The organism is candidate division KSB1 bacterium, from assembly GCA_034521575.1.
Lineage (GTDB): Bacteria > Zhuqueibacterota > Zhuqueibacteria > Residuimicrobiales > Krinioviventaceae > JAXHMJ01.
Window position 1 is genome coordinate 2,397,406 of record JAXHMJ010000005.1, and the last position, 23,552, is coordinate 2,420,957.

The following is a 23,552-nucleotide window of genomic DNA, read 5'->3' on the forward strand; positions in this document are numbered from 1 at the left end:
TTATTTGCATCTGCGTCATAAACTGCTATATTATAAAAGCTATGAAATTTAAAACATACGAATGGCTGCCCCATGCTGCATTTTACTCTATTAACCGGATTTGCGCGTTCAATCATTTAAAAGGAATTTTATCGTGATATATCGTTATTTGCTGTTGGTTTGTCTCATTGCTGTACAGGGTCTGTTTGCGCTGCAAGTTGCTGAATCTGAAAAACTGGATGCAATCGAGAACACCTGGCCGTTTCTGAAACATCATATTCGTCTGGCACACACACAGGACCGACCTTCCGGAGAGTATGGAGCATTGCTTTCGGGTTATCAGCAGCGTTTGATGAATCGAAACACGATATCCGACTTTCAATTGAGAAAAACAGTTCAGAATTCCGAATTGCTGCAACAAATCAGTCAAAGCGACAGTTTTTGTTCGCATGCCCGACTGGCGATATCGCGGCAGGCCGGAAGAGTACTCGTTGTCTGGCAGGATGAACGCAACGGTCAGCTGAATCCTGATGTTTATGCACAGATTTGCGATATGAATATGAATCCGCTTGGGGATAATTTCAAAGTGCATGCGGCAGACCCCAACGCGCAGATTTCGCCCGAGGTTGCGGCGGTTTCGAATAATCAATTCTGTGTGGTGTGGGAGGATTATCGCGACGGAGATCCCAAAATATTTTATTCATGCGTTGACCGTGATGGAGCGATTGTAAAAGAGGACACTGCGCTGTCGGCGTCAACCGCTGCGCAGCTGTCCCCGGCGGTGTCGGCCTCGGATTCCGGTCAAATCGTAGCGGCATGGATAGAGGATGCGTCGCCACATTACAGTGTCTCTTATACGAGTCTGGATCCGGATTTCAAGACCGTCTTTCGGGGAACGGTCGGCAATGCTTCCACTGATCATCAGTGGTCGCCGGATATTGCGGTGTTGCCGGATGGGCAGAGTATGGTGATCTGGGAGGAGGCCCGCTATGAATCATCCGATATTTACGCGCAAAGTCTGAAAACCGACGGCACGAAACGCGGGCAAAGCCGCAGAGTCAATGAACAGCGCGACAGTCAGTTGCAATGGAAACCCTCGCTTGCTGCAGCCCATGACCGATTTTTTGCTGTCTGGCAGGATCACGGACAGACGCAGCCGGATGTCCATGCTGTATGGCTGAACACCTATGTGATGTCACAGACACCGGAGATCACGCTCGATGAAACTGCAGGGGTGAATCCGGTTGCAGCGGTACGCGATGATACCACGGGTTTTGCGGCCTGGAAGGGTCAATCTGATCCGGGGTTGATCAATCTCAGAGCTTGTCGAAGAGACGGTGAGCTGTCCATTTTGACCCGGATTGATGCAACGGAAACCGCCTATCGGCCGCAGTTTGAAACCGCCGGCGATTCGCTGTTGTTTTGCTGGATTGGTGAAAGCGGGGAAATATCTGCGGTTTACGCGTCGGCTTTTTCCTGGCAGCAGTTAACTTTGAATCGTGCTCCGCAAATTCCTGATACACCGCAGGGATTAAATGAACTGACCGTTTTGGATAGCGCGTATTATTCGCTGTCCAGTCTCGATCCGGAAGGCGATTCGGTGTATTACGAGATCGACTGGGGAGACGGAAGCCGCACAGGCTGGCAGGGCGCCTTTGCCAGCGGCAGTGAACAGACGTTTGTCCATAGATGGGAGCAAGCGGGCAGCTATACAGTCAGAGGACGCGCCAAAGACACGAATGATAACACATCAGAATGGAGTGAGGGATGGGTTGTAAGCGTGAATCCGGCCCTGAAAGATACCAGTGTTTTATCTTTTTCCGCTGCTGCGGGCGAGCCCGGCGATACCCTAAATGTGAATCTGCTTCTAAACAATCGCGAGCCTGTCATGCGCGCGCAGCTAACGCTGCTGTTTGATCCGCAGCTCCTTTCACCTCTTGATGCAGAGTTAACCGCGCGTACCGCCGATTTTGATGTGGCAGTCGAGGTGGATTCCAATGAACTGCATATTGATTTGAATGCCGGATTTGGTCAGGCATTGACCGCGGACAGCGGTGCGGTGCTGCATATTCCTGTAAAAATATCATCCACGATAATGACGGATACGGTCACCCGGATCGAGTATTCCCGGGCCCGGCTCACCGGTTCGCAATCCGATAGCTTGCCGGTACTCACCGCCGCCGGAGTAATATCGATCAACTTGCCTGTAAATCGGCCGCCGGAGCAGCCGGCGGCCCCTGCCGGACCGGATGAATTGCAGGTGTCAGAGTCCGGTGAATTTATAGTACAAACGGTTGATCCGGAAGGCGATTCGCTGTATTACAAGATGGACTGGGGAGACAGCTCTTTTGCAGACTGGCAGGGTCCGTACACCGGCGGCAGCGAACAGCGTTTTGAGCACAGCTGGTCGACATCCGGAACCTATGCCGTTCGGGTTCGGGCCAGAGATGCGCAGGATCATCTTTCGGAATGGAGTGAAGTAAAGTCGGTGCAGGTGAATTCAGTCTTTCGTCGACAGTTTTTAATGCTCGGGGATGTTGCAGCTCAGCCGGGTGACAGTGTGCCGCTGCCGGTCACTTTGATCAATACCAGAACGGTTGCTGCTGTCCGGATGATTTTAGAGTATGATCCGGATTTATTAACTCCCGGCGCAGCGCAACTGACGCCGCGGACCACGGATTTTACGGTTTCGACAGTCGTGGATTCCGGTGAACTGCAAATCAATCTTGATTCCGATACGCAGGCGCTGCTGACTGCCGACAGCACAGCCCTGTTGACTTTGCCCGTTTATATCGAATCCGGAATTGCCCGGGATACACTGGCCCGTTTTACATTCAAGACCGCAATTTTAGTTGATGCAAACGGTGATACGCTTCCTGTATGGACAAAGTCGGGCAGCGTGGTCATTCGTGTGACTGAAAATTTACCGCCGGTCGTTTATTCTGCACCTGTTGGCTTACAGGAGCTGCAGGTTGCGGAAATGGCCGTGTTCACCCTAACTGCCGAGGATCCGGAAGGGGATTCACTGTATTATTTTATATCCTGGGGTGACAGCAGTGTTACGGGCTGGCAGGGTCCGTATGCCGGTGCTGTTGAAAAACGCTTTGGACACAGCTGGAGCGAACCGGGCGATTATGCGGTGGTGGCGCGGGCTCGGGACATGTACGAGCATGTTTCGGAGTGGAGTGATACGCTGTGGGTGAACGTGACCTATGCGTCGGATGTTAATGAGAATGGTCATAGCATCACCCAGTTTTCGCTCCTGCAAAACTATCCCAACCCGTTTAATCCCTCAACGCGTATTTCGTATGAGGTTCCGCAAGATGCGCATATCCGGATTAAGGTGTTCGATGTCCGCGGCGCCTGCATCCGAACCCTGGTGGACCGGGAAAAAACAACCGGACGCTATACGCTCACCTGGAACGGGCGCGATGAGCGGGGAAACCGCGTACCCAGCGGGGTTTATATCTACCGGCTGGTGACACCGGAACAAACTCTGGCGAGAAAGATGGTTTTGGTGGAATAGGAATTGTGGAATGTTCGATGAAAATAAATTGTCCCAATAAGCTATATGGGGGATATGGCATTCAGTTTATTTTGTCCTTGTCTTTTCTTGCGTCTATGCAGGGATAGTTATACGTAGAGTCTTGATCTGATTATACGTATAGTTTCAACTGTCTCGTCCCCAGCCTCGCGGATGCTGCACTCCAAAATTCGCCCTCATCGTACGGCTCCCGGACGTGCGATGAGTGGTCGCGGCACAATAAAATAAAAGGCACCAGGCCATGCCCCTTTCATTTGTCGCACAACAAAAACAGTTGTACGACAAATGACGGATTCTGGCGGAAACCTAACTCCCAATCTACATCCTGCACGGCAGTCTCGCGGATATTTCTCTCTAAAATACCCTTTCATCTCAGTGTGCAACCATGCAGGAGTTGCAGTTTTTCGTGTGTTTCGCGTATTTCGTGGTATGATTTTCAATCCCCGTTAATTTATATTGACAATAGGCACACATTTTACTATATTGAAACATGATTTTTTATGATTGGAACAATGTCAAGAATGAACAATTAAAAAAGATTAGAGGAATATCCTTTGAACAAATCACGACTCAAATCGAGACCGGATTTTTACTGGATATTGTCGGGCATCCCAATCAGGAAAAGTATTTGAACCAGCGGATCTATATTGTCGAATATGAAAATTACGCCTATTTGGTGCCCTTTGTTCAAAATAAGAACAGTATTTTTTTGAAAACGATTTATCCCAGCAGAAAAGCGACAATAAAGTATTTGAGGTGAGTTATTGTGAATAATAATAAATATCTGGACGCTGAAGAAAAAGAATATATTGAATCTTATGAAAATGACGAATGGCAGTCCGTAGATGATTTAGAAAGAGAAAAAAAAGCGCACGCACAATATGCGAAAAATTCATCAATTAAAAACAAACGCATCAATATTCGCATGACCGAGCGAGATTTATTAAATTTGAAAGCCGAATCAAAAATACAGGGGCTCCCTTATCAGTCTTTGATCTCGAGTGTTTTACACAAGTATATAAACGGCACACTGGTGGAAAAAGAGTCATAATCGCTATGAGATTTTATCTTGGCCGGTATATTATCAACTGATATATCAATAATTTGTTCAATTACAAGCGCTATCTAAAGAGTTTTTATCTTGAAAGTAGAGGAATTCAAATACAAACTATTTATTGAAATGAGTTTGTGAGTCTTGAAACATCAAAAAAAAGTTGCATTTCAGCAAAGATTTGCGTTTTATATAAGCAGTTCAGATAGCCGGCACCCGCCGGGTATCCCCTGTTTTTTGAATGAGGTTGGTATGAAATGCAGATCAGTTCTGGTTCTCCTGTTGTGGGGGTGTCTGTTGTCAGGCGCCTCTGCCGTCTACGCTGCAGATGTATCTGTCAATGCACGGTTCAGGCAGCTTTACAGTCGTATCGACAGCCTGAAATTATCCTACACCGTCGAATTAACCCCGCAATTCGCCGCCCGCATTACAGATCCCGACCTTGGGTTCAGCGGACTGGTCATTCCGGAGCCGGTCAAATCCTATTGGCAAACCCACAGCCCGGCGCCTCCGGTCAAACCGGGCCGGCTTCTGCCCGATCGCTATGTGTTATCCGGATTTTCCCCGGTCAAGGATCAGGGATATTGCGGCGCCTGCTGGGCGTTTGCGGCGTCCGCTTTGATCGAGTATCATGCCGACAGCAGTGCAGATGTCTCGGAAAAGGAAATGATTGAATGCATCCCGGCAGTGATTGTCAGGAGGGGTGGTACGGATCCGCGTTAAAGTATGCAGAGGTCTACGGGGTGGTGCCGGAGGACTGTTTTCGTTATGATCAGGATGATGACGATGACTGCGGCGATAACTGCACTGATCCGCCGTGGAGAGCCCATGTATCCGGAACGGATTTTTTCGGACGCTGGGCTGTTTCTGATGGCTCCACGGTGGTCCGTTTGAAAAATCTGATTTACGATTACGGTCCGGCGGCGGTGACGATGCAGATTCCGGAGGACGGAACATTTTATGCTTATTCGAGCGGTGTCTATCATCATCCCGGATCCGCCTGGGCGTATACGAGTCATGCGGTGGTTGCGGTGGGATGGGATGATCAAATGGGGGATCACGGTGCGTTCCGGGTGCGCAACAGCTGGGGGACTCGTTGGGGCAAAGACGGTTATTTCTGGATTTCCTATAAAGATGTGACGACCAATGTACAATTCGGCAGTTATGCCTGCAAAGCGCTCACCGGCCGCATCAAATATGAGAATCAGAACACAGCACCGCAGATCACTGATATTACTGTATCTGACAATCCGGTTTCGCTCTACGATGATCTTGATATAAGCGTAACGGCGGTTGATCCGGATGATCAACAGATCGCGCTGCAGCTTGATTTCGGTGATGGTACCCCGATTGGTGAATACAGCCGCCTGCAGTCGAGCGGCAGTACATGGCGGTTCAAATATGCCTATCAAACAGAGGGTGTGTTTGAGCTGCGCGCCAGAGCCCGGGATGAAACCGGTCTGGCTGGAGAATGGTCCAACCCTGTATCGGCGCAGGTTCAAAAAGACCGCTATATCCGATTGCTTTATCCCGTCGGCGGTGAAACTCTGACTGCTGCGGCCTATTACGAGCTGCAGTGGGAATCCCTGCTGGCCGATCAGTTTAATCTGTATGTTTCCACGGATTCGTTGAACTGGATAGAGATCGATACAGAATATGATACGCTCTCCGGCCATGCCGATGATCGAATGCCCCGTCCCGATCTGTATACGGCCAACTGGCATGTTCCTCAGATCGATGTGGAACAAGGCTGGATCAAGGTCGAAAATGCAGGGGATGCATCTCACTTTGATGTCAGTGATTATGCGTTTCGGATTCAGGATCCGGGTGTCCGGGTTGAATTGTGCATGTCGGACCGCATTGGTTTACCTGGCACTATGGTTTATGTTGATATCAACATGGACAATTCATACAGCGATAGCGCAGCGGTCGGCGACCTGTTTGTGATTCTTGAACAGAGCAATCTAAAAGGGTTCAGCATTGGAGCCGCAGAGACAACCAGCCGCTCCTCCGGATATTCGATTCAGACCGAGATTGATTCCTTACACATTCTCATTTCTTTATTATCGGGAAACGAACATATCATGGTTTCCGATACCGGATCGATTTGCCGTCTGCCGGTACTCATTGCTGAATCGGCCGCAAGCGGTGAGTGCTCAGTTTTGAACGTCTCCGCTATAATGTTGTATGACGAGTCCGGTGATCCGCTGCCGGTGAACCGTCCGGACAGTGCGCGCGTTTGCGCCTCGCCCTGCAGGTTGTGCGATGCCGATGCGGACGGTGAGATTTCGGACCTGGATATTTCGCATATTGTGAATTGCGTTCTCAAACAGGATAGCTGCTATGACTGTGCGGATTATAATGGTGATTTCAGTATAAATGTTCTGGATGTGGTCGGCTGTCTGAATAAAATGGCCGATTCCGGTCGGACCTCCGGACAAAATGCGCAGGATACGGTTGTGGTTGTCCCCGAACTCTACAGTGCTGACGGAAAGGATTACATCCGTCTCACCCTGTCTTCCGGTGAAGATATTCAGGGATGTGAATTCATATTGACGGGTGATGTTACCAATTTATCTGCCGGAACACATTCGGATTCCGCTGCTGTCCGGTTTTATGCGGCACCGTCTGCGGAAGGTCTGCACGTGATCGGTTTCACAGATATTCAGCGCAGCGAATTGGTACATCAGAAAAGCATTTGGGTTCCGGTGCAGGGTTTGGAGACCGCGGGATCCCTTTATCTGGACGGTTTGGTTTTGGCTGATGTGGAAGCCCGGTCCATCGCCTGTACACTTGAGGTCAATCAGCCGGTATGGCCCACGGGAATGAATAGACAGGAGCAGGAAAAATCCGTCATCTTGTCAAACTATCCCAATCCGGCCAATCCGGGGACACATATCCAGTATAGCCTGAACGAACTGTCAAATATAAAACTGGTGATCTATAATTCGACGGGGCAGGTGGTCCGTCTTTTGGATTCAGGTGTCAAAATGCCCGGTACCCATAAAGTATACTGGGACACCCGCAACAACACCGGACAACCGGTTGCCAACGGCGTGTATTTTTATACCCTGATCAAAGATGCAAAACGAATAACCCGCAAACTGATCGTATTGCAATGATTTGCTATGGTTTGTTTCCGGGAAAGCTTTTGACCGTCTGTCCGCTTTGGGGGTATGGATATTTGCAATTCCTGGATGTGCTGCAAAATCTGCTTCAATATCCCCTGCTGCTTACTATTTACTCTTTACTATCTACTATTTATTTCCCTGCATTTCACGCAAAAATTCCGTATTTTAAAAGCTTGTTTAGACCGGATAACTGGATCAAACGGATCAACAGGATTGTTATCTGATTAGATTCCGGCTGGAACATTTATTTCTGTATCATGTTAGAGATCTGTGCTTATTTAAGGAGACAATGTGCAACGCAAACAAAGCATTCGAAATATAGCCATTATCGCGCACGTGGATCACGGAAAGACCACGCTGGTGGACGGTATGCTGCGGCAGAGCGGCATTTTCCGTGAGAATCAGCAGGTGGAGGAGCGGGTCATGGATTCCATGGACCTGGAGCGTGAGCGCGGTATTACGATCATGGCGAAAAATACCGCGGTTCTGTATCAGGACTGCAAGATCAATATTGTGGACACGCCGGGACACGCTGATTTTGGCGGCGAGGTGGAGCGCAGTCTGAATCTGGTGGACGGCGCCATTCTGCTGGTGGATGCCAGTGAAGGTCCGCTGCCGCAGACGCGTTTTGTGGTGAGAAAGGCGCTGGCCAAAAAACTGCCCATGATTCTGGTGATCAACAAGATCGACCGTCAGGATGAACGCATCGAAGAGGTGCTGAATTATGTGTACGATCTGTTTATCGATCTGGATGCCTCGGACGAGCAGATCGAGTTTCCGGTGCTGTATACCAATGCCAGAGACGGCGTGGCGCACCGTGAACTGGACGACGGATCGACGAATTTGAAACCGCTGTTCGAGACGCTCATGCGGCATATTCCCGGACCGGTGGCGGATGATGCGAAAAAACCGCAGTTTCTGGTCACAAATCTGGATTACGATTCTTATGTGGGCCAGGTGGCGGTCGGGCGTCTGTTTAACGGCACGCTGGCCATGAATCAGATGTACAGTCTGTGTGCTGAAAACGGCGTGGTGCCGAATGTGTCGTTTTCAGCGCTCTATACGTTTGAGAATCTCAAACGCAAACAGGTGGATCGGGTGTTCGCCGGAGATATCATTGCGTTGTCCGGAGTGGAGGATGTGAAAATCGGAGATACCATCTCGTCGCTTGAAGATCCGGAGCCGCTGCCGCGCATTTCCGTGGATCAGCCGACCCTGTCCATGCTGTTTTACGTCAATGACAGTCCGTTTGCCGGCACGGACGGCACCTATCTGACCTCGCGGCATCTCAAGGAACGCCTGGACCGTGAACAGCTGGGCAACGTGGCCATTGAGATCAAACCCACACCGCGTCCCGACGCCTTTGAAGTCTGCGGCCGCGGCGAGCTGCAGATGGCGGTGCTGATTGAGACCATGCGGCGCGAAGGATACGAGTTTATGGTGTCCAAGCCGCAGGTGATCACTCGAGACATCGACGGCAAGACGCACGAGCCGGTGGAGCATGTGTACATTGATGTGCCGGAAGAGTTTGTCGGCGCGGTCACGGAAAAATTGTCGGTGCGCAAAGGCCGCATGACCAATCTGGTCAATCACGGTCACGGTCGGGTGAATCTCGAATTCAGCATTCCGTCGCGCGGACTCATCGGATTCCGCAGTCATTTCCTCACTGATACCAAGGGCTCCGGAGTGATGAATTCCATCTTTGACGGCTATCAGGTGTGGTTTGGTCCGATCCCGCAGCGCACCTCCGGGGCGCTGGTGGCGGACCGACCGGGCCGGGTGAATCAGTACGCCAGTTTGTCCATGGTGGACCGCGGCGAACTGTTTCTGGAAGTGGGCACCGAGGTGTACGAGGGGATGATCATCGGTGAGCGCAACCGCTCCGGCGACCTGGATGTGAACATCACCAAAGAGAAAAAACTCACCAATATGCGCAGTTCCACGGCCGAAGCCACGGTCACCCTGCGGCCGCCGCGCATGCTGTCCCTGGACCAGTCTATCGAGTTTATCGCCGAGGATGAAGTCGTGGAGGTGACGCCGAAAAACATTCGTCTGGCCAAAATGGAGCGCAGCAAACAGAAACGCGCGGCGCAGCAGAAAAAAGAAAAATGGGGCAAGGCGTAGGGCTGTATTAAAAATAAATGAATCAAGTCCGAGCTGTGTTTTGGGCAGCGTATCATTTCATGACTGGGGCTAAAGGCCCCTCATGGGTGTTGGATAATATTGAGGTCCACGCGCTAAAGCGCGTGGCTATGAAACGGTCAGTACGTTGTGGCTTTTCTCTAGCCGCGAGTTTCAGCTTGGGAAATGAAATTCCCCATTCAACCCTTTCTTTTTCGGTGACTGGAATGTAACTATTTGTGATGTGAGTAGAACAGCAAATCAGTTACATGATATCAACGTTTGTACGATTTACTGGCACCCTTACTTATATCCTTGACGCTTCGATGGCTCCATAATTTTTTTTGCCATTCTGTATAATCGAATGGAGACTTTATAATCAAAGAGATGAATCTTTCAGCATCAACATCTCCCAGTTCTGCAATAAGAGCTTCCAGCCCCTTTATTTTCAGTTCTTCATCGGTTTTCATGATACAATATTCCTCACAAAATTTATAGGATCAATGATTTTGATTTCATCATGATTTTTTATTTTATTCAATATATCATCATCTGTAGTTATGAAATAGTCGCACGATCCATATATAGAACAAGCAATGTGTAAAGCATCTTTGCTTTTAACGCCATTTTTTGTTATCTCTTCTGCTTTTTGTATAATAGAGTCGGTTTCAGAAATATTGATAACAGCATGTTTTCGCCATAACTGGATTGAACGTTGCCGTTCTCGAAAAGGATTCACTGAATTTTCATACTCCAGTATATAGGACCACACGAACTCTAAATTACTGTTAATGATCCTGTTTTGAATAAATAATTTTGCTTCTGTTTCTAATCTAATTCTTGTTTGTTTCTGATCGTCAAAAGGACGATTAAAACAGCAATTGTCAAGGTATATTCGCATATTTTGCTCTGGATTTCAGAATTTATACTTTAATATACAGAATACTTTATACTCGGTCAATATTTTATTAGCAGATTGGATTTAGAGACTTTTTACTCTGGTATTTTCTATTATTTCAAAGGAATATTGTTTTTATCCCCCTGTTATTGTATATTGAAAACTGCAAACAACCGGCTGCAGCGCCTGTTTTTTGATCGGCGTGCGCCGGAGATTTTCATAAATTCACGGAGGACCTATGTCTGAACTCACTGCATTGCAGCCCCAGCGGCTCTGGAAATTTTTCGACGACCTGCGTCAGATCCCGCGGCCGTCCGGCCAGGAGGAAAAAGTGGCCGATTATCTGGTCAAATTTGCCAAGGATCACAATCTGGATTATAAAAAAGACGACGTGGGCAATGTGCTCATCACACATCCCGGATCCAAAGGTTACGAATCGTCGCCAACTGTGGTTTTGCAGGCACATACGGATATGGTGTGTGAAAAAAACTCGGATGTCGACTTTGATTTTGACAAGGATCCCATCAAGGTCAAGATTGAGGACAACTGGGTGACGGCGGACGGCACCACACTGGGCGCGGACAACGGCATCGGCGTGGCTGCGGCGCTGGCGATCCTGGAGGATGATTCGCTGACGCATGGTCCGCTGGAAGCTCTGTTCACTGTGGATGAAGAACGCGGTCTGATCGGTGCGGTAAGCGTGCCCACGGACTGGCTCAAAGGCCGCAAACTGATCAATCTGGACAGTGAGGATATCGGACTGTTCTCCATCGGCTGCGCCGGGGGCGCGGACAGTCACGTCACCCTGCCGGTCAAACGCCGGGCGCCCAAAGGCAGTCAGGCGCTCAAAGTGCACGTGTCCGGTCTGCGCGGCGGTCATTCCGGTATCGACATTCATGAAGGCCGCGGCAATGCGGTCAAGATTCTCAACCGATTGCTGTATCAGCTGAACAAAGATATTGATCTCGAACTGGCGTCTCTAAACGGCGGCGACAAGCACAATGCTATCCCGAGGGAAGCGGTGGCGCATATTGTGGTGGCGGACCAGGATGCGGATTCGGCGACCGAAAAGCTCAACGCTGCGATCGAAGAGATCAAAACAGAATTTCATCCGGTGGAAGAACATATCAATCTGACTGTAGAACCGGTCAACACCGGTCTGCAGGTTCTGGACCCAGAGTCGCAGGACGTGCTGATGGCCCTGATCTTTGCCTATCCGCACGGGGTGCTGGCTATGAGCCGCACCATTGACGGTCTGGTGGAAACCTCCAACAATGTGGCGTCGGTAAAAACCTCGGATCAAGAGGTCAAACTGCATCTGTCCGCACGTTCCTCCAATGACGCAGCCCTGCAGGCGACTCTGGACAAATTTGTTGCGATTACCAAACTTGCAAATGCAGAGATTGAACAGCCCGAGGGCTATCCCGGCTGGATGCCGGATGTCGATTCCGAGATTCTGAAAATCGCTATGGATACCTATAAACAGGTCACCGGTGAAAACGCTCAGTACGAAGCCATTCACGCCGGACTCGAATGCGGGCTCATCGGCGAGAAATTCGACGGCATGGACATGATTTCGGTCGGTCCGACCCTGAAACACCCGCACTCGCCGGATGAGCGTGTGGATATTGAGACGGTGGATGTGTTTTACAAACATGTGCTGAGGATGCTTGAAGTATTGGCTTCGCAGTAGGTAGTAAACAGAATATAAAAAACCTGGATTGTTGAACTGTTGAAGCGTTGAATGGTATAAGCTTTTCAACGCTTTAACGTTTAGACGATTTAATATTGTAAATAACTCACAGCAAGAAATTAGATTCATGCCTGTCAACGATTCTATTGTCATTCGCGGGGCGCGGGAACATAATCTGAAAAATATCACCCTGGAGCTGCCGCGCAATAAATTTATAGTTATTACCGGCTTGTCCGGTTCGGGAAAATCCTCACTGGCGTTTGATACCATCTATGCCGAGGGGCAGCGCCGCTACGTCGAGTCTCTTTCCGCGTACGCGCGCCAGTTTCTCGGATTGATGGAAAAACCGGATGTGGATTACATCGAAGGATTGTCCCCGGCGATCTCGATCGAACAGAAAACCACGGCCAAAAATCCGCGTTCCACGGTCGGAACTGTGACCGAGATTTACGATTATCTGCGCCTGCTGTTCAGCCGCATCGGTACGCCGTACTGTTACAACTGCGGCAAAAAGATCGAGCGTCAGACCGTGCAGCAGATCGTGGATTCGATTATGCATCTGGATGACGGCTCGCGCATTCAGGTGCTGGCGCCGATCGTGCGCGGCCGCAAGGGCGAATACAAGGAGGCGTTTGCCGAGGCCAGGCGTGACGGATTCGTTCGTGTACGCGTGGACGGCGAGGTGCGCGATCTGGATTCCGAGATTCAACTGGACAAACAGAAAAAGCATAATATCGAAATTGTGGTTGACCGCCTGGTCATCAAACCGGATATTAAAACCCGTCTCACCGATTCGGTCGAGACGGCGATAAATCTGGCCTCCGGGATTATACTCATCGATGTGCAGGGCGGCACAGAACAGCTGTACAGTGAAAATTTCGCCTGCATCGACTGCGGAATTTCCTACGAAGAGCTGGCGCCGCGTATGTTCTCGTTCAACACGCCGTTCGGCGCCTGTCCCACCTGCGACGGACTGGGCACGAAAATGGAAATCGATCCGGATATGGTCATCCCGGACCGCACCAAATCTCTGAACCAGGGCGCGGTGACGCCCTGGGGCAACCTCAAGGACGGCTGGTACATTGCTCTGGCGCGCGGTGTTTGCGAGTATTTCGGCGAGAGTCTGGATACCCCGGTTCAGGATCTGAGTCCTGAATGTCAGCACGCATTGATGTACGGCACGGATGAGGAACTGGAGTTCAACTATGCGTCCAAATCGCGGCGCCACACCGGCACATTCCGGACAACGTATGAAGGCATTGTCGGTAATCTGGAACGCCGCTATCGCCAGACCAACTCGCAGCATATCCGCGACTGGATCGAGGGATTTATGAACCTGATCAACTGTCCGGACTGCGGCGGCGCGCGTTTGCGCCAGGAAACCCTCGCGGTGCGTATCCGTGACAAGAACATTCATGACGTGACGGAAATGTCGATTAAACATTCCGCTGATTTTTTTCAAACTTTGGATCTGAATGAGCGAGAACAGCACATCGCCAAACAGATCCTCAAAGAACTGCGCGAGCGGCTGGGATTTCTGAAAAACGTGGGATTGGATTATCTGACCCTGTCGCGTTCCTCCGGCACATTGTCCGGCGGCGAGGCGCAGCGCATCCGGCTGGCCACGCAGATCGGATCGCAGCTGGTGGGCGTGCTGTATATTTTGGACGAGCCGTCCATCGGACTGCATCAGCGCGATAATGTGCGCCTGATCCGCACCCTGGAGACCCTGCGCGATCTGGGCAACACGGTGGTGGTGGTGGAACACGATCAGGAGACTATCGAAAAAGCTGATTTTCTCGTGGATCTGGGTCCGGGCGCCGGCGAGCACGGCGGCGAGATCGTGGCCATGGGCACCCCGGACGAGGTGTCGCAGCATCCGGATTCCATCACCGGCGCGTATTTGTCCGGACGCAACAGCATTCCCGTGCCGGAAAAACGCCGTCCCGGTACCGGTCATTCGTTCTGTCTCTGTGGCGCCACAGGTAATAATCTGAAAAATCTGGACGTCAGCATCTCGCTGGGTAAATTCATCTGTGTTACCGGAGTCAGCGGCAGCGGCAAGAGCACGCTGATCAATGAAACCCTGTATCGGATTCTTGCCAAGCATTTCTATCGCAGCCGACAATCGCCGCTGGGCTACAGTCATATCGAGGGCATGCAGCACGTGGACAAGGTGATCGACATCGACCAGTCGCCCATCGGCCGCACACCGCGTTCGAATCCGGCTACGTACACAGGTGTGTTCACGCCGATTCGCGATCTGTTTTCGCAGCTGCCGGAATCCAAGCTGCGCGGTTACAAACCGGGACGATTCAGTTTTAACGTCAAGGGCGGCCGCTGCGAGGCCTGCGAGGGCGACGGCATTATCAAGATCGAAATGCATTTTCTGCCGGATGTGTATGTCACCTGCGAAGTGTGCAAGGGCAAACGCTACAATCGAGAGACCCTGGAGGTGCAGTACAAGGGCAAATCTATTGCCGATATCCTGGACATGACCGTGTCTCAGGCGCTGGAGTTTTTCGCCAAGATCCCGGTTGTCCAGCGTAAACTCAAGACGCTGTACGATGTGGGACTCGGGTACATCAAACTGGGGCAGCAGGCCACCACGCTTTCCGGGGGTGAGGCGCAGCGCGTCAAGCTGGCCACCGAGCTGTCCAAACGCAGCACCGGCAAGACTGTGTACATTCTGGATGAGCCGACCACCGGTCTGCATTTCGAGGATATCAAGATGCTACTGACCGTGCTCAACCGGTTGGTGGACCGCGGCAATACCGTGATCGTCATCGAACACCAGCTGGATGTCATCAAATCCGCGGATCATATCATTGATCTGGGACCCGAAGGCGGCGACCAGGGCGGGGAGATCATTGCGACCGGCACGCCGGAAGAGGTGGCGCAGATTCGGGAATCGTATACCGGGCAGTTTTTAAAACAAGAGTTGGGATTGTGAGGGGTGAATTGTGAATCGGGAGTTGTAAAAGGGGGATCGATTATTTTTACGTTGATAGAGGATTTTGTTTGTATTTAATAATATTGATGGCTATTATTATTAATAAACGGCCTAAAGCTTTAATAAGAGAAGATTAATTAAAGAAAAGGCCATTTTTATAAAGAAAATACAATGAAATATTACAAATTGGGGCAATATATTGCTCAAAAATAAAAAGTAAAAATTGACCAATAAATAATCTCAACTCATTGATAGCATAATATGGATTAACTTTTTATTTTTTTGCGATTTTTGCTTCTTTGCGTGAATTGGTTGTTTAAAGCAGATGCACGCTAGAGGCAAAGATATACAGAGAAATCTGAATATTGGCTTTATAATTATCTTTACGTCTTTCGTTTAAAAATTTTCCCAATCGGTTCGTGATAGATTCAAAATAGATATGATCGAAAGATATTGACAACTATATCGTTAATTCGGCAAGCGGGTGAACGCGGATAAAAACAGGAGGCTTGTTATGAAGCGTTTAAAGCTTTTGGTTCTGCTATGGGGGATGTTGTTCTGTTGTGTTACAATGGCGCAATTGCCGCTGTCATCCAGTCCTGTTCAGACTCCGCATCCGATTGCCGATCCCGAGATTTCGCTGATCGGCGAGACCTGCATCATGCTCGAATACGAATCCGTGTATGACGTGCACACCGAACCCGATCCTGTGAATTATCCGAATATGCGCAGTCAGCCGGCCCAGTTTGACTGGTCGCGGATTTTATCGGATCTGGAGACGGTGGTAAATCCCGTCAACTATGATTTTGTGCTGCTCTATACCCTGCGCGAGGTGCCGGGCTGGATCAAGAACGGCTATAAACGCTATGTGGCTGCTCAGAATATCGGACTGCCCAACGCCGGATACGGCGCACCGATGTTCCCGGCCTGGACCCGCCTGCGCTCTATTTGTCACATGAATTCAGTGGATTTTCTCGATCGCGACAATCCGTCGTTTCCGGATCTGCCGCGCTACGGCAGCAGTCTGGTGGCCATCCATGAAATGGGACATTTTTGGCTGGTGTACATCACCCGCAATCTCATGACCGGACATGCCGGTTGGGACCTGTACCTGTATCCGCTCGGATACCTGGCGTCCTATGTGCCGCACTGGATGGGAATCTGGGAAGGAGACGGCCTGCCGGGCCTCATGCTGACCGGGCCGAACGGGGTTGAGTTCAATGCCTGGGATTTGTATCTGATGGGACTGATGGGATACGACCAAGCCGTTGCGTACGAATACAGCATCAAACACGACGGCACTGTGTATAATATCGATCTGGACGACCTGATCGGCGCTTTGTCTGAGGCCGCTCCGGATTATTACAGCGGCGACGGCCGCCGGGCGCCGGATATTGATCCAGAGTCCGACAGTCTGCAGACGCTGATCGCCATGATCAAGGGTCGGGATGATACGCTCACGACCCGGCGCCGTGATCTGGCGCTAAATCTGGCCATGCATCTGCCGCCGGACTGGCGCACCGCTACCTGGGGCCGCTCCGAGATGACAGTCGGTATTGATCTGGCCGGGGCGCATATGAACGACCAGACGCAGGCGGGGCACGCCTACGGGTACTGGTTTGAAAAAGATGTCTGGCGCTGGCAGGAATTTGCGCCGCAGCTGTCGGTGTTGACCGGACTGGATATTTACATCTGCCGGAACGGGAATCCCGGCAATCTTGTATGCGAGATTCGCACTTTAAGCGATTCCGTGCTCATGCGGAAGGTTATTGACAAAGGCTGCACTCCGGTTCAAGACTGGATGCATGTATTTCTCGGCGACAGCATTCGGCTGAATCCCGGGGATATTTACCGCATCTATGTGTCGGCGGATTCCGCGTCCGGGTCACCGTCAAATCGCTATTTCTGGAGGGGCAGCAATGAATCTGATTACAATTCCGGATGCCGAACCAGTGTCTCGGAAACACATCCGGATTTTGATTTTGCGTTCCGCACCTACGGTCGTCCGGCGCCGATGCAGGTCGAGGCCGATCCGGCCCGGAAACCCGCACAGGTGGTTTTGCACGACAATTACCCCAATCCGTTCAATCCAGTGACCCGTATCCGCTACCGGTTGAACCGTGCGAGTCCGGTACGTCTGCAAGTGTTTGACATCCGCGGACGCCGGGTGGCGTTGTTGGTGGACGCTGTACAGTCGGCCGGAGCGCATGAAATCGAATTCGACGGCCGCGGACAGGCCAGCGGCGTGTATATTTACCGCCTGCAAACGCCCAGGACGGTCCGGACGGGCAAGATGGTGTTGGCAAGGTGAGCAAAACGTAAGAAAAAGGGTTGTGATGGTGTTGTAGCATGAACAGTGGCCCTGGCTGTCCTGTGCTGACCCCCTGATCCCGATAAATCGGGATCTGTCTCCCTTGAAAAAGAGGAATAAAAAATATAAGCGCAGGTCTCGTCTCAGGGGGGATACACTCAATTTTCCTGCATAAACAGTCCGGGTCATTTTTCTCTCTTTATTCAAGGAGGGGTAAATTCGGCAGGTGGGTACTGCCGCTGCATTCTGCGCTGATCGACGATTTCCGAGTCCCCCATCATTTTCTTTCTTTTTCTATAAGAACTAACTAACACTTTAAACATTTATTACTTGCATCTTTAACAAAAATTCAATAAGATTCAAAAAGCATAAAACGCGGAGTAGCGTATGGGGTTGTACAGGAACAAAAGCAGGAAGCATCCGTGTCGGGTGAGCGATGAGCGGCAGGGTTTATGTCGCTGGCCGGCGTCAAACTGCGCCCGCCTGTCTTTTAATGTTGATATATTCTGCCGGCTTGAGACAGTGAACCCGTCGATTTAATTGAATGGATATCAAGACGTTGATAAATTGAGAAAAATATAGCAGCAAAATACCAACAAAGCGAAATAGTCCATAGCTGTTTGCCAATAAATAAAACATGTTCAATTAAAAATAAGAATCATTATGAAACCTTTAAATTTGTCTGTAACTATAATACTTTTTTTGGGTATTATTTCGTATGGGTCTGGTCAACACCATGAATTTGATCCGGAACAATATTGTCGGAAACATCGTAAAGCCATCCAGCTCATTGTTGATGGCGAAATTGAAGAGGCAATTGAGTTGGCCGACTCATTTGTTGATGAGAATTCAAAAGATATTGAAGCTGTTTATGTAATGGCCGTTGCCCATGCCCAAAAAGGTGAGATAAAAAAAGCCATGGATTATGTCGAAAAGTCACTGGAACTGGGCATTCCCTTTTCACGATATTTAGCCGGCCCAAGGGATTTGCTCAGGCCACTCATTAACAGCAAGCCCTTCCGGCAACGTGTGAAAGACAATGGTTTCTATCTGCTTCATGGTCCCATGCTGAGTAACGTAACAGACTCCCGGGCTGAGTTTTGGGTGCGGACATTCAGGGAATATCCCGTCTCTGTTTTGGTAAAGGAACCGGGTACAGAAAAGATCATACGATCCGAAACAGTGAAAACGGATGCTTCCCGGGATTACACGGCAATCATTCCGGTTACAGGGTTGAAAGCAAACACGGAATATCGATACCTCATTATTGTCGGGGGCAAAGAATTTGGAAACAAAGCCACGGATAAACGATGGGTTTTCCGAACCTATCCGCCAACAGGAGAGCCTGGCCAAGTAGCGGTTGGATTCGGTGGAGGCGCCGGATATACCCCGTTTTACAACCACATGTGGAATACGCTTTCGGCAAACTGGCTGCCGGCATTCCTTTTCCTGGGCGATAACGTGTATATTGATCATCCCAAATATCCCCAGGTGCAGGATTATTGCTATTACAGGAGACAATCCTCTGAGGAGTATAAAGAATTTGTTTCAAGAACCTCTATTTATGCCATATGGGATGATCATGATTTTGGCGAGAATGATTCCTGGGGTACCCCCTCTAAAGACCAGCCCGAATGGAAGATTCCGGTGTGGAAGAAATACAAGGACAACTGGAACAATCCCTATTACGGAGGAGGAGAAGAAATCCCCGGTGTCTGGACCGATTTTTCCATCGGAGATGTCGATTTTTTTATGCTTGACGGCAGGTACTACCGGTCTTCTCCGACATTGGAGCATCCGGATATGTTAGGTGGAGCTCAGAAAGAATGGCTGTTTGAGAAGCTCAAACAATCCGGGGCAACCTTTAAAGTTATAGCCTCTCCCGTACCCTGGTCTTTTGGTGTAAAAGGCGGAACTCAAACTGTTTACGGACCTTCGGGCACAGTGAAACCCAATGATTCGGAATCCAGTCAGTTTCCTCCGTATGAAGCAACTCAAGTACCCCGGACATCTGATACCTGGGAAGGTTATGCCGAAGAACGGGAAAAAATATTTTCCTTCATCGAAGAAAATAACATTGAAGGGGTGGTGTTGATTTCCGCAGATCGCCACCGCTCCGATGCATGGAAGATTACCCGGGAAGATGGATACGATTTTTATGAGTTTGAAAGCTCAAAGCTGACCAATGTGCATACACATCCTGTTTTTCCAGAATCCATCTTTGGGTACAATGAAAACTGTTCTTTCGGGCTTTTGGAATTCAATACTGAAAAACGAGACCCCGAAGTGACCTATAAGATCATAAGCATCGACAATGAGGTGATGAATCAGATCACATTAAGACGTTCCCAACTGGAATTTAATCGGTAGTTTTTGTTATTGATTGATGTTTAAAACCAGGGTTTTGTTGGAAATCAACCCTTGTTGGCGAAAATCCGCTTGCCGCTGTCCGGCAAATGCACTTGAACCGAATCTGTTTTTCGTGCTGCATGCATCCCTGCATCGATGATGCGGGCATAAAGGGGATCGCCTGGGATATGGCAGGACTGTCAAGGATCAGGGTGGTCAGATACCCGGCCATACCTTCATTGACGAGTTCCCGGACCAGGGTCAGCGGCTCGTCCGGACGGCGCTGAAAATGCAAATGACGCTATGGCTAATCCGGACTGTGCAAGTTATTTAATTTTATACATTATTTTTTCACAGTTCGTTCAGAGCAGCAAAGCCAGAGATCAGCTAAATTTAATGGCGTTTGACCTGTGGAACAACCATCGGGTCTATGTTTTGCATTGACGTTTTCAGGTGGAGCTTGAATGATGGGATTGATTTTTTCTGATACTGGAAAATTTAAAGAGCTCTGAATTTTTCTGATAATAGAAAATATTTTCCGATAGTCGAAAAAAACTTGTGTTCCAATAAATATATTAAATTTAGCAAAGAAAAGGGGTTAGTTTTTTATTAAAACTGAAGAGGAGAAATGGAAATGTAAGAATTGTGGTTCGGGTTTGAGTGTACATAGAGATAATTGTTTAAATTGTGATTACAAATAGAGATAAAAAACGCACGGTAACAAATGGTATAGTGCATGCGGATTTCAGCGGTTTGCGAAGGTATGGTGCTCGTAAAAAAAGCCGGGGTAAACTGCCAGGTTTTCGCTTTGTAATCCCGCACGACACATATTGCCAACCGTTATGTCACATTAAATAGACGAATTGCAGATAATTATGGATATGAAAAAAATATTTAAAATTGCAGGAAAGCTTTTATTAGGATTTTTGATTCTATTGATTTTGTTGTCACTAACATTGTTTTTGATAACTAGAGGTGATTATTCTGTGCCCTATACCGTTGAAAAGGATACTACAATTCCGCATATCGAAATAGACAATGTTATTTTCCATGCTGAAACATTTGGAAATGATACCAATAAAACAGTGATAGTAATTCACGGAGGTCCCGGGAACGATTACAGATATCTTCTTCCGCTAAAAGAATTGTCAAAAAAATACTTTGTAGTTTTTTATGATCAGCGAGGAACCGGTTTATCTCCAAGAGTAGATGCCGGTGAACACTCTTTAGATAATTCATTGAAAGACTTGGGCAATATCATTAATTATTACGCGCCCAATGATAAAGTCAATATTATTGGGCATTCGTGGGGAGCCATGCTTGCCACAGGCTATATAGCTCAATACCCTGAGCGGGTCAGCAAGGCCATCATTGCCGAACCCGGCATGCTAACCAGCGAAAAAGGAAAAGAATACATGCAAAAGTTCAAGATTGACTTTGGTTGGAATGTTTTAAAATCAATGACATTAATTGTCTTTGAAAGTCTTCACCTGAAAAACACCGACAAGCAAAGTCGTATAGATTATATTTTTGGCAAAATAGGCACTTTGGATGTTAAAGGCAACCCTATGCGAAAGTATTTTTGTAATAAAGATATAACCAACGGTTATTTACCATTTTGGAGGTTAAGTGGTGTTGCGTCGCAATCAATAATAAAGAAAGCAATGGATGAGAACGGAAACATACAAATAGATTTGGTGTCCGGATTAGAAAATTACACAAATAAAGTATTGTTTATCGTTGGAGAATGCAACCAAATTATTGGTGAAGAGTTTCAGCAAGGACACATAAAATACTTTCCTAATGCTAAAATGATAGTTGTAAAAGATGCGGGCCATACGATGTTTGGAGAAAAACCCGAGGAATGCATTGAGATAATAGAAAAATATTTTGATACAGAATAACGTGGCGTAACACGCGGTCATACACAATGCGGGAGAATATAGTAATTTGAACAAGTGCACAAAAAGCATAACAACGGTTTGATAGGGGATCGCCCTGAAGCCCGCATTGCGCATCATACCATCAACCGTTGTGAAAAACCAACCAAATTTGGGAGCAAACTATATGAAAAAATTTCAAACCAAACCATTGCTTTATTATGTTATTATTACTTATTGCATAACATGGCTATGTTGGATTACTGCCATTTTAATGGGTTATGAAGAAATATCATTTTTCAAATTGTTTTCCTGGGACTTTAATAATTCGAAACAAATGATACTTTTTTTTATTTTTAGAATAGGTGTTTACGGACCGTTATTAGCTTCAGTGTTGGTAACTTTTTGGAGATTTAAACGTGATGGATTGAAAAATCTTTGGAGGCGGATAATAAAATGGAACGTCCCTATAAAGTGGTATTTATATCTATTGCTTATTCCCATTGGTATAAATTTATTTGCTGTGTTGGCAGGCGTTTTAACGGGCTTGTCATTTGATGATTTTTTTCAAAGTGAAATTCCCTGGTCATTAATTTTGATATACTTTTCTTACCAAATAATTACCAGTGGAATGGAAGAACCCGGCTGGAGAGGGTTTGCACTTGGTCATTTACAAAATAAATATACTGCCGAGAAAGCAAGTTGGATTTTAGGGTTAATATGGGCTATCTGGCATTACCCGTTATTAATATCTCTCTATCATAATCAAGCGATAATTTCAATAATATTTTCTTTAGCCGGTTTTACAATGGTTATGATTGGGCAGACCATCATCTATACGTGGTTTTACAATAACACAAAGAGTATATTTATTACCATATTACATCATGCCTGGGGTAATACAGCAACTGCATTTATTTTAGGAACTGTAGCCACACATAATCCTATGATCGGTCTCCTCTCCGGTATTTTTACCTGGGCAATAGCAGCCCTGTTATTAAAAATATTTGGCGGGGAAACGTTAACCAAGGATGAGATGATTTCTATGGACTTGACATAACACCAAATATAGCACAGCGGGGCGATTCGTTGTTATTCGGCATTCCATCTCCGTTTTAAAATAATTCTCGATGGAAAAAGACACGTTCCAAAATCCCCTGCCGATGCTATAATTGCGGAACGTTGATAATATACTGAACGTCATTGAAGAGGATGCCAAACCTCATGTCGTTTTTGACCATAAATGTGTGACTTTGCATGTTCGGTCCGGCAGCAGTACTGCCAAATGTGCTGAGGGAGTAAAAAGTCCTGTTCAATTATAAAGTTATACGTCATGACGCTGCAAAGGATTACGTAGAACTGGAGAAATGACCGGATAACCAATCTTGTCGATTATGTACCACTTGAATTTGCGGGACACTCAGAACAAGTGTCTGGTATGCATGCCAGCTCTGTCCGGTGTGCAAAAAGGACTCGAACGTTTGATAGGCGTGGATGATACAACCATATGGCGTTTGAACGCTGTATTTTGTTTCAAACGAAAAAGCTTGATTGGTGACCCCCAAAAGCGCCCATAACAGAAGCACAGGTTTTTTCATTATTTATTGATCCGGACATTGTCAGACAGGTTTGAGTTTGATAT

15 protein-coding genes are annotated in these 23,552 nt (G+C 48.2%); 12 read left to right on the forward strand and 3 right to left on the reverse strand.

What is annotated here, in order from left to right; all coding sequences use genetic code 11:
* Positions 1 to 133: 133 nt before the first annotated feature.
* The 6 genes from U5R06_23780 to typA all read left to right on the forward strand — a co-directional run bounded on the left by U5R06_23780 (position 134) and on the right by typA (position 9,829).
* A complete protein-coding gene (locus tag U5R06_23780; protein MDZ7725762.1) occupies positions 134 to 3,505 on the forward strand; it encodes a cohesin domain-containing protein in 3,372 nt (1,123 codons plus the stop codon).
* A gap of 508 nt (positions 3,506 to 4,013) precedes the next feature.
* On the forward strand, positions 4,014 to 4,283 hold the full coding sequence (locus U5R06_23785) for a toxin (GenBank protein ID MDZ7725763.1): 270 nt from the start codon (positions 4,014 to 4,016) through the stop codon (positions 4,281 to 4,283).
* A 6-nt stretch (positions 4,284 to 4,289) separates the two neighbouring features.
* Positions 4,290 to 4,574, forward strand: a complete 285-nt coding sequence (locus tag U5R06_23790; GenBank protein MDZ7725764.1) for an antitoxin — start codon at positions 4,290 to 4,292, stop codon at positions 4,572 to 4,574.
* Between the two features lie 252 nt (positions 4,575 to 4,826).
* Positions 4,827 to 5,297, forward strand: a complete 471-nt coding sequence (locus U5R06_23795) for a C1 family peptidase (protein ID MDZ7725765.1) — start codon at positions 4,827 to 4,829, stop codon at positions 5,295 to 5,297.
* Positions 5,249 to 7,696 (forward strand): C1 family peptidase, encoded by a 2,448-nt coding sequence (locus tag U5R06_23800; protein ID MDZ7725766.1) that lies wholly within the window; start codon positions 5,249 to 5,251, stop codon positions 7,694 to 7,696. Before U5R06_23795 ends, U5R06_23800 begins: the two co-directional genes overlap by 49 nt.
* A 300-nt stretch (positions 7,697 to 7,996) precedes the next feature.
* Entirely contained in the window at positions 7,997 to 9,829 is a 1,833-nt protein-coding gene (typA, locus tag U5R06_23805; GenBank protein ID MDZ7725767.1) for a translational GTPase TypA, read from the forward strand.
* Positions 9,830 to 10,101: 272 nt separating this feature from the next.
* On the opposite strand, the gene U5R06_23810 is transcribed toward typA, so the two are convergent.
* Together U5R06_23810 and U5R06_23815 are read right to left on the reverse strand one after the other, a co-directional pair.
* Positions 10,102 to 10,296 carry a hypothetical protein gene (locus tag U5R06_23810; protein ID MDZ7725768.1) on the reverse strand — a complete coding sequence of 65 codons (195 nt, stop codon included), beginning with the start codon at positions 10,294 to 10,296 and terminating at the stop codon, positions 10,102 to 10,104.
* Positions 10,293 to 10,727 carry a PIN domain-containing protein gene (locus tag U5R06_23815; GenBank protein ID MDZ7725769.1) on the reverse strand — a complete coding sequence of 145 codons (435 nt, stop codon included), beginning with the start codon at positions 10,725 to 10,727 and terminating at the stop codon, positions 10,293 to 10,295. Before U5R06_23815 ends, U5R06_23810 begins: the two co-directional genes overlap by 4 nt.
* A gap of 235 nt (positions 10,728 to 10,962) precedes the next feature.
* Between U5R06_23815 and U5R06_23820 the strand changes: the two genes are divergently transcribed.
* From U5R06_23820 to U5R06_23845, 6 genes are all read left to right on the forward strand, one after another.
* Positions 10,963 to 12,417 carry an aminoacyl-histidine dipeptidase gene (locus U5R06_23820; protein MDZ7725770.1) on the forward strand — a complete coding sequence of 485 codons (1,455 nt, stop codon included), beginning with the start codon at positions 10,963 to 10,965 and terminating at the stop codon, positions 12,415 to 12,417.
* Positions 12,418 to 12,544: 127 nt separating this feature from the next.
* Positions 12,545 to 15,370, forward strand: coding sequence for an excinuclease ABC subunit UvrA (uvrA, locus tag U5R06_23825; GenBank protein ID MDZ7725771.1), 2,826 nt, complete (start codon positions 12,545 to 12,547; stop codon positions 15,368 to 15,370).
* A gap of 514 nt (positions 15,371 to 15,884) precedes the next feature.
* Entirely contained in the window at positions 15,885 to 17,681 is a 1,797-nt protein-coding gene (locus U5R06_23830; GenBank protein MDZ7725772.1) for a T9SS type A sorting domain-containing protein, read from the forward strand.
* A 663-nt stretch (positions 17,682 to 18,344) separates the two neighbouring features.
* Positions 18,345 to 20,051, forward strand: a complete 1,707-nt coding sequence (locus tag U5R06_23835; protein MDZ7725773.1) for an alkaline phosphatase D family protein — start codon at positions 18,345 to 18,347, stop codon at positions 20,049 to 20,051.
* An 854-nt stretch (positions 20,052 to 20,905) separates the two neighbouring features.
* Positions 20,906 to 21,934 carry an alpha/beta hydrolase gene (locus U5R06_23840; protein ID MDZ7725774.1) on the forward strand — a complete coding sequence of 343 codons (1,029 nt, stop codon included), beginning with the start codon at positions 20,906 to 20,908 and terminating at the stop codon, positions 21,932 to 21,934.
* Between the two features lie 163 nt (positions 21,935 to 22,097).
* A complete protein-coding gene (locus U5R06_23845) occupies positions 22,098 to 22,970 on the forward strand; it encodes a type II CAAX endopeptidase family protein (GenBank protein MDZ7725775.1) in 873 nt (290 codons plus the stop codon).
* A gap of 289 nt (positions 22,971 to 23,259) precedes the next feature.
* Here the strand turns inward: U5R06_23845 and U5R06_23850 are convergent, their stop codons facing one another.
* Positions 23,260 to 23,508, reverse strand: coding sequence for a hypothetical protein (locus U5R06_23850; GenBank protein ID MDZ7725776.1), 249 nt, complete (start codon positions 23,506 to 23,508; stop codon positions 23,260 to 23,262).
* Positions 23,509 to 23,552 lie beyond the last annotated feature (44 nt).

Coding starts and splice junctions, on each gene's coding strand:
- U5R06_23810 (MDZ7725768.1), bottom strand. CDS start 10,296: ATGAAAACCGATGAAGAACTGAAAATAAAGGGGCTGGAAGCTCTTATT.
- U5R06_23850 (MDZ7725776.1), bottom strand. CDS start 23,508: ATGAAAAAACCTGTGCTTCTGTTATGGGCGCTTTTGGGGGTCACCAAT.
- U5R06_23800 (MDZ7725766.1), top strand. CDS start 5,249: ATGCATCCCGGCAGTGATTGTCAGGAGGGGTGGTACGGATCCGCGTTA.
- U5R06_23795 (MDZ7725765.1), top strand. CDS start 4,827: ATGAAATGCAGATCAGTTCTGGTTCTCCTGTTGTGGGGGTGTCTGTTG.
- U5R06_23840 (MDZ7725774.1), top strand. CDS start 20,906: ATGGATATGAAAAAAATATTTAAAATTGCAGGAAAGCTTTTATTAGGA.
- U5R06_23845 (MDZ7725775.1), top strand. CDS start 22,098: ATGAAAAAATTTCAAACCAAACCATTGCTTTATTATGTTATTATTACT.
- U5R06_23815 (MDZ7725769.1), bottom strand. CDS start 10,727: ATGCGAATATACCTTGACAATTGCTGTTTTAATCGTCCTTTTGACGAT.
- U5R06_23820 (MDZ7725770.1), top strand. CDS start 10,963: ATGTCTGAACTCACTGCATTGCAGCCCCAGCGGCTCTGGAAATTTTTC.
- U5R06_23830 (MDZ7725772.1), top strand. CDS start 15,885: ATGAAGCGTTTAAAGCTTTTGGTTCTGCTATGGGGGATGTTGTTCTGT.
- uvrA (MDZ7725771.1), top strand. CDS start 12,545: ATGCCTGTCAACGATTCTATTGTCATTCGCGGGGCGCGGGAACATAAT.
- U5R06_23785 (MDZ7725763.1), top strand. CDS start 4,014: ATGATTTTTTATGATTGGAACAATGTCAAGAATGAACAATTAAAAAAG.
- U5R06_23835 (MDZ7725773.1), top strand. CDS start 18,345: ATGAAACCTTTAAATTTGTCTGTAACTATAATACTTTTTTTGGGTATT.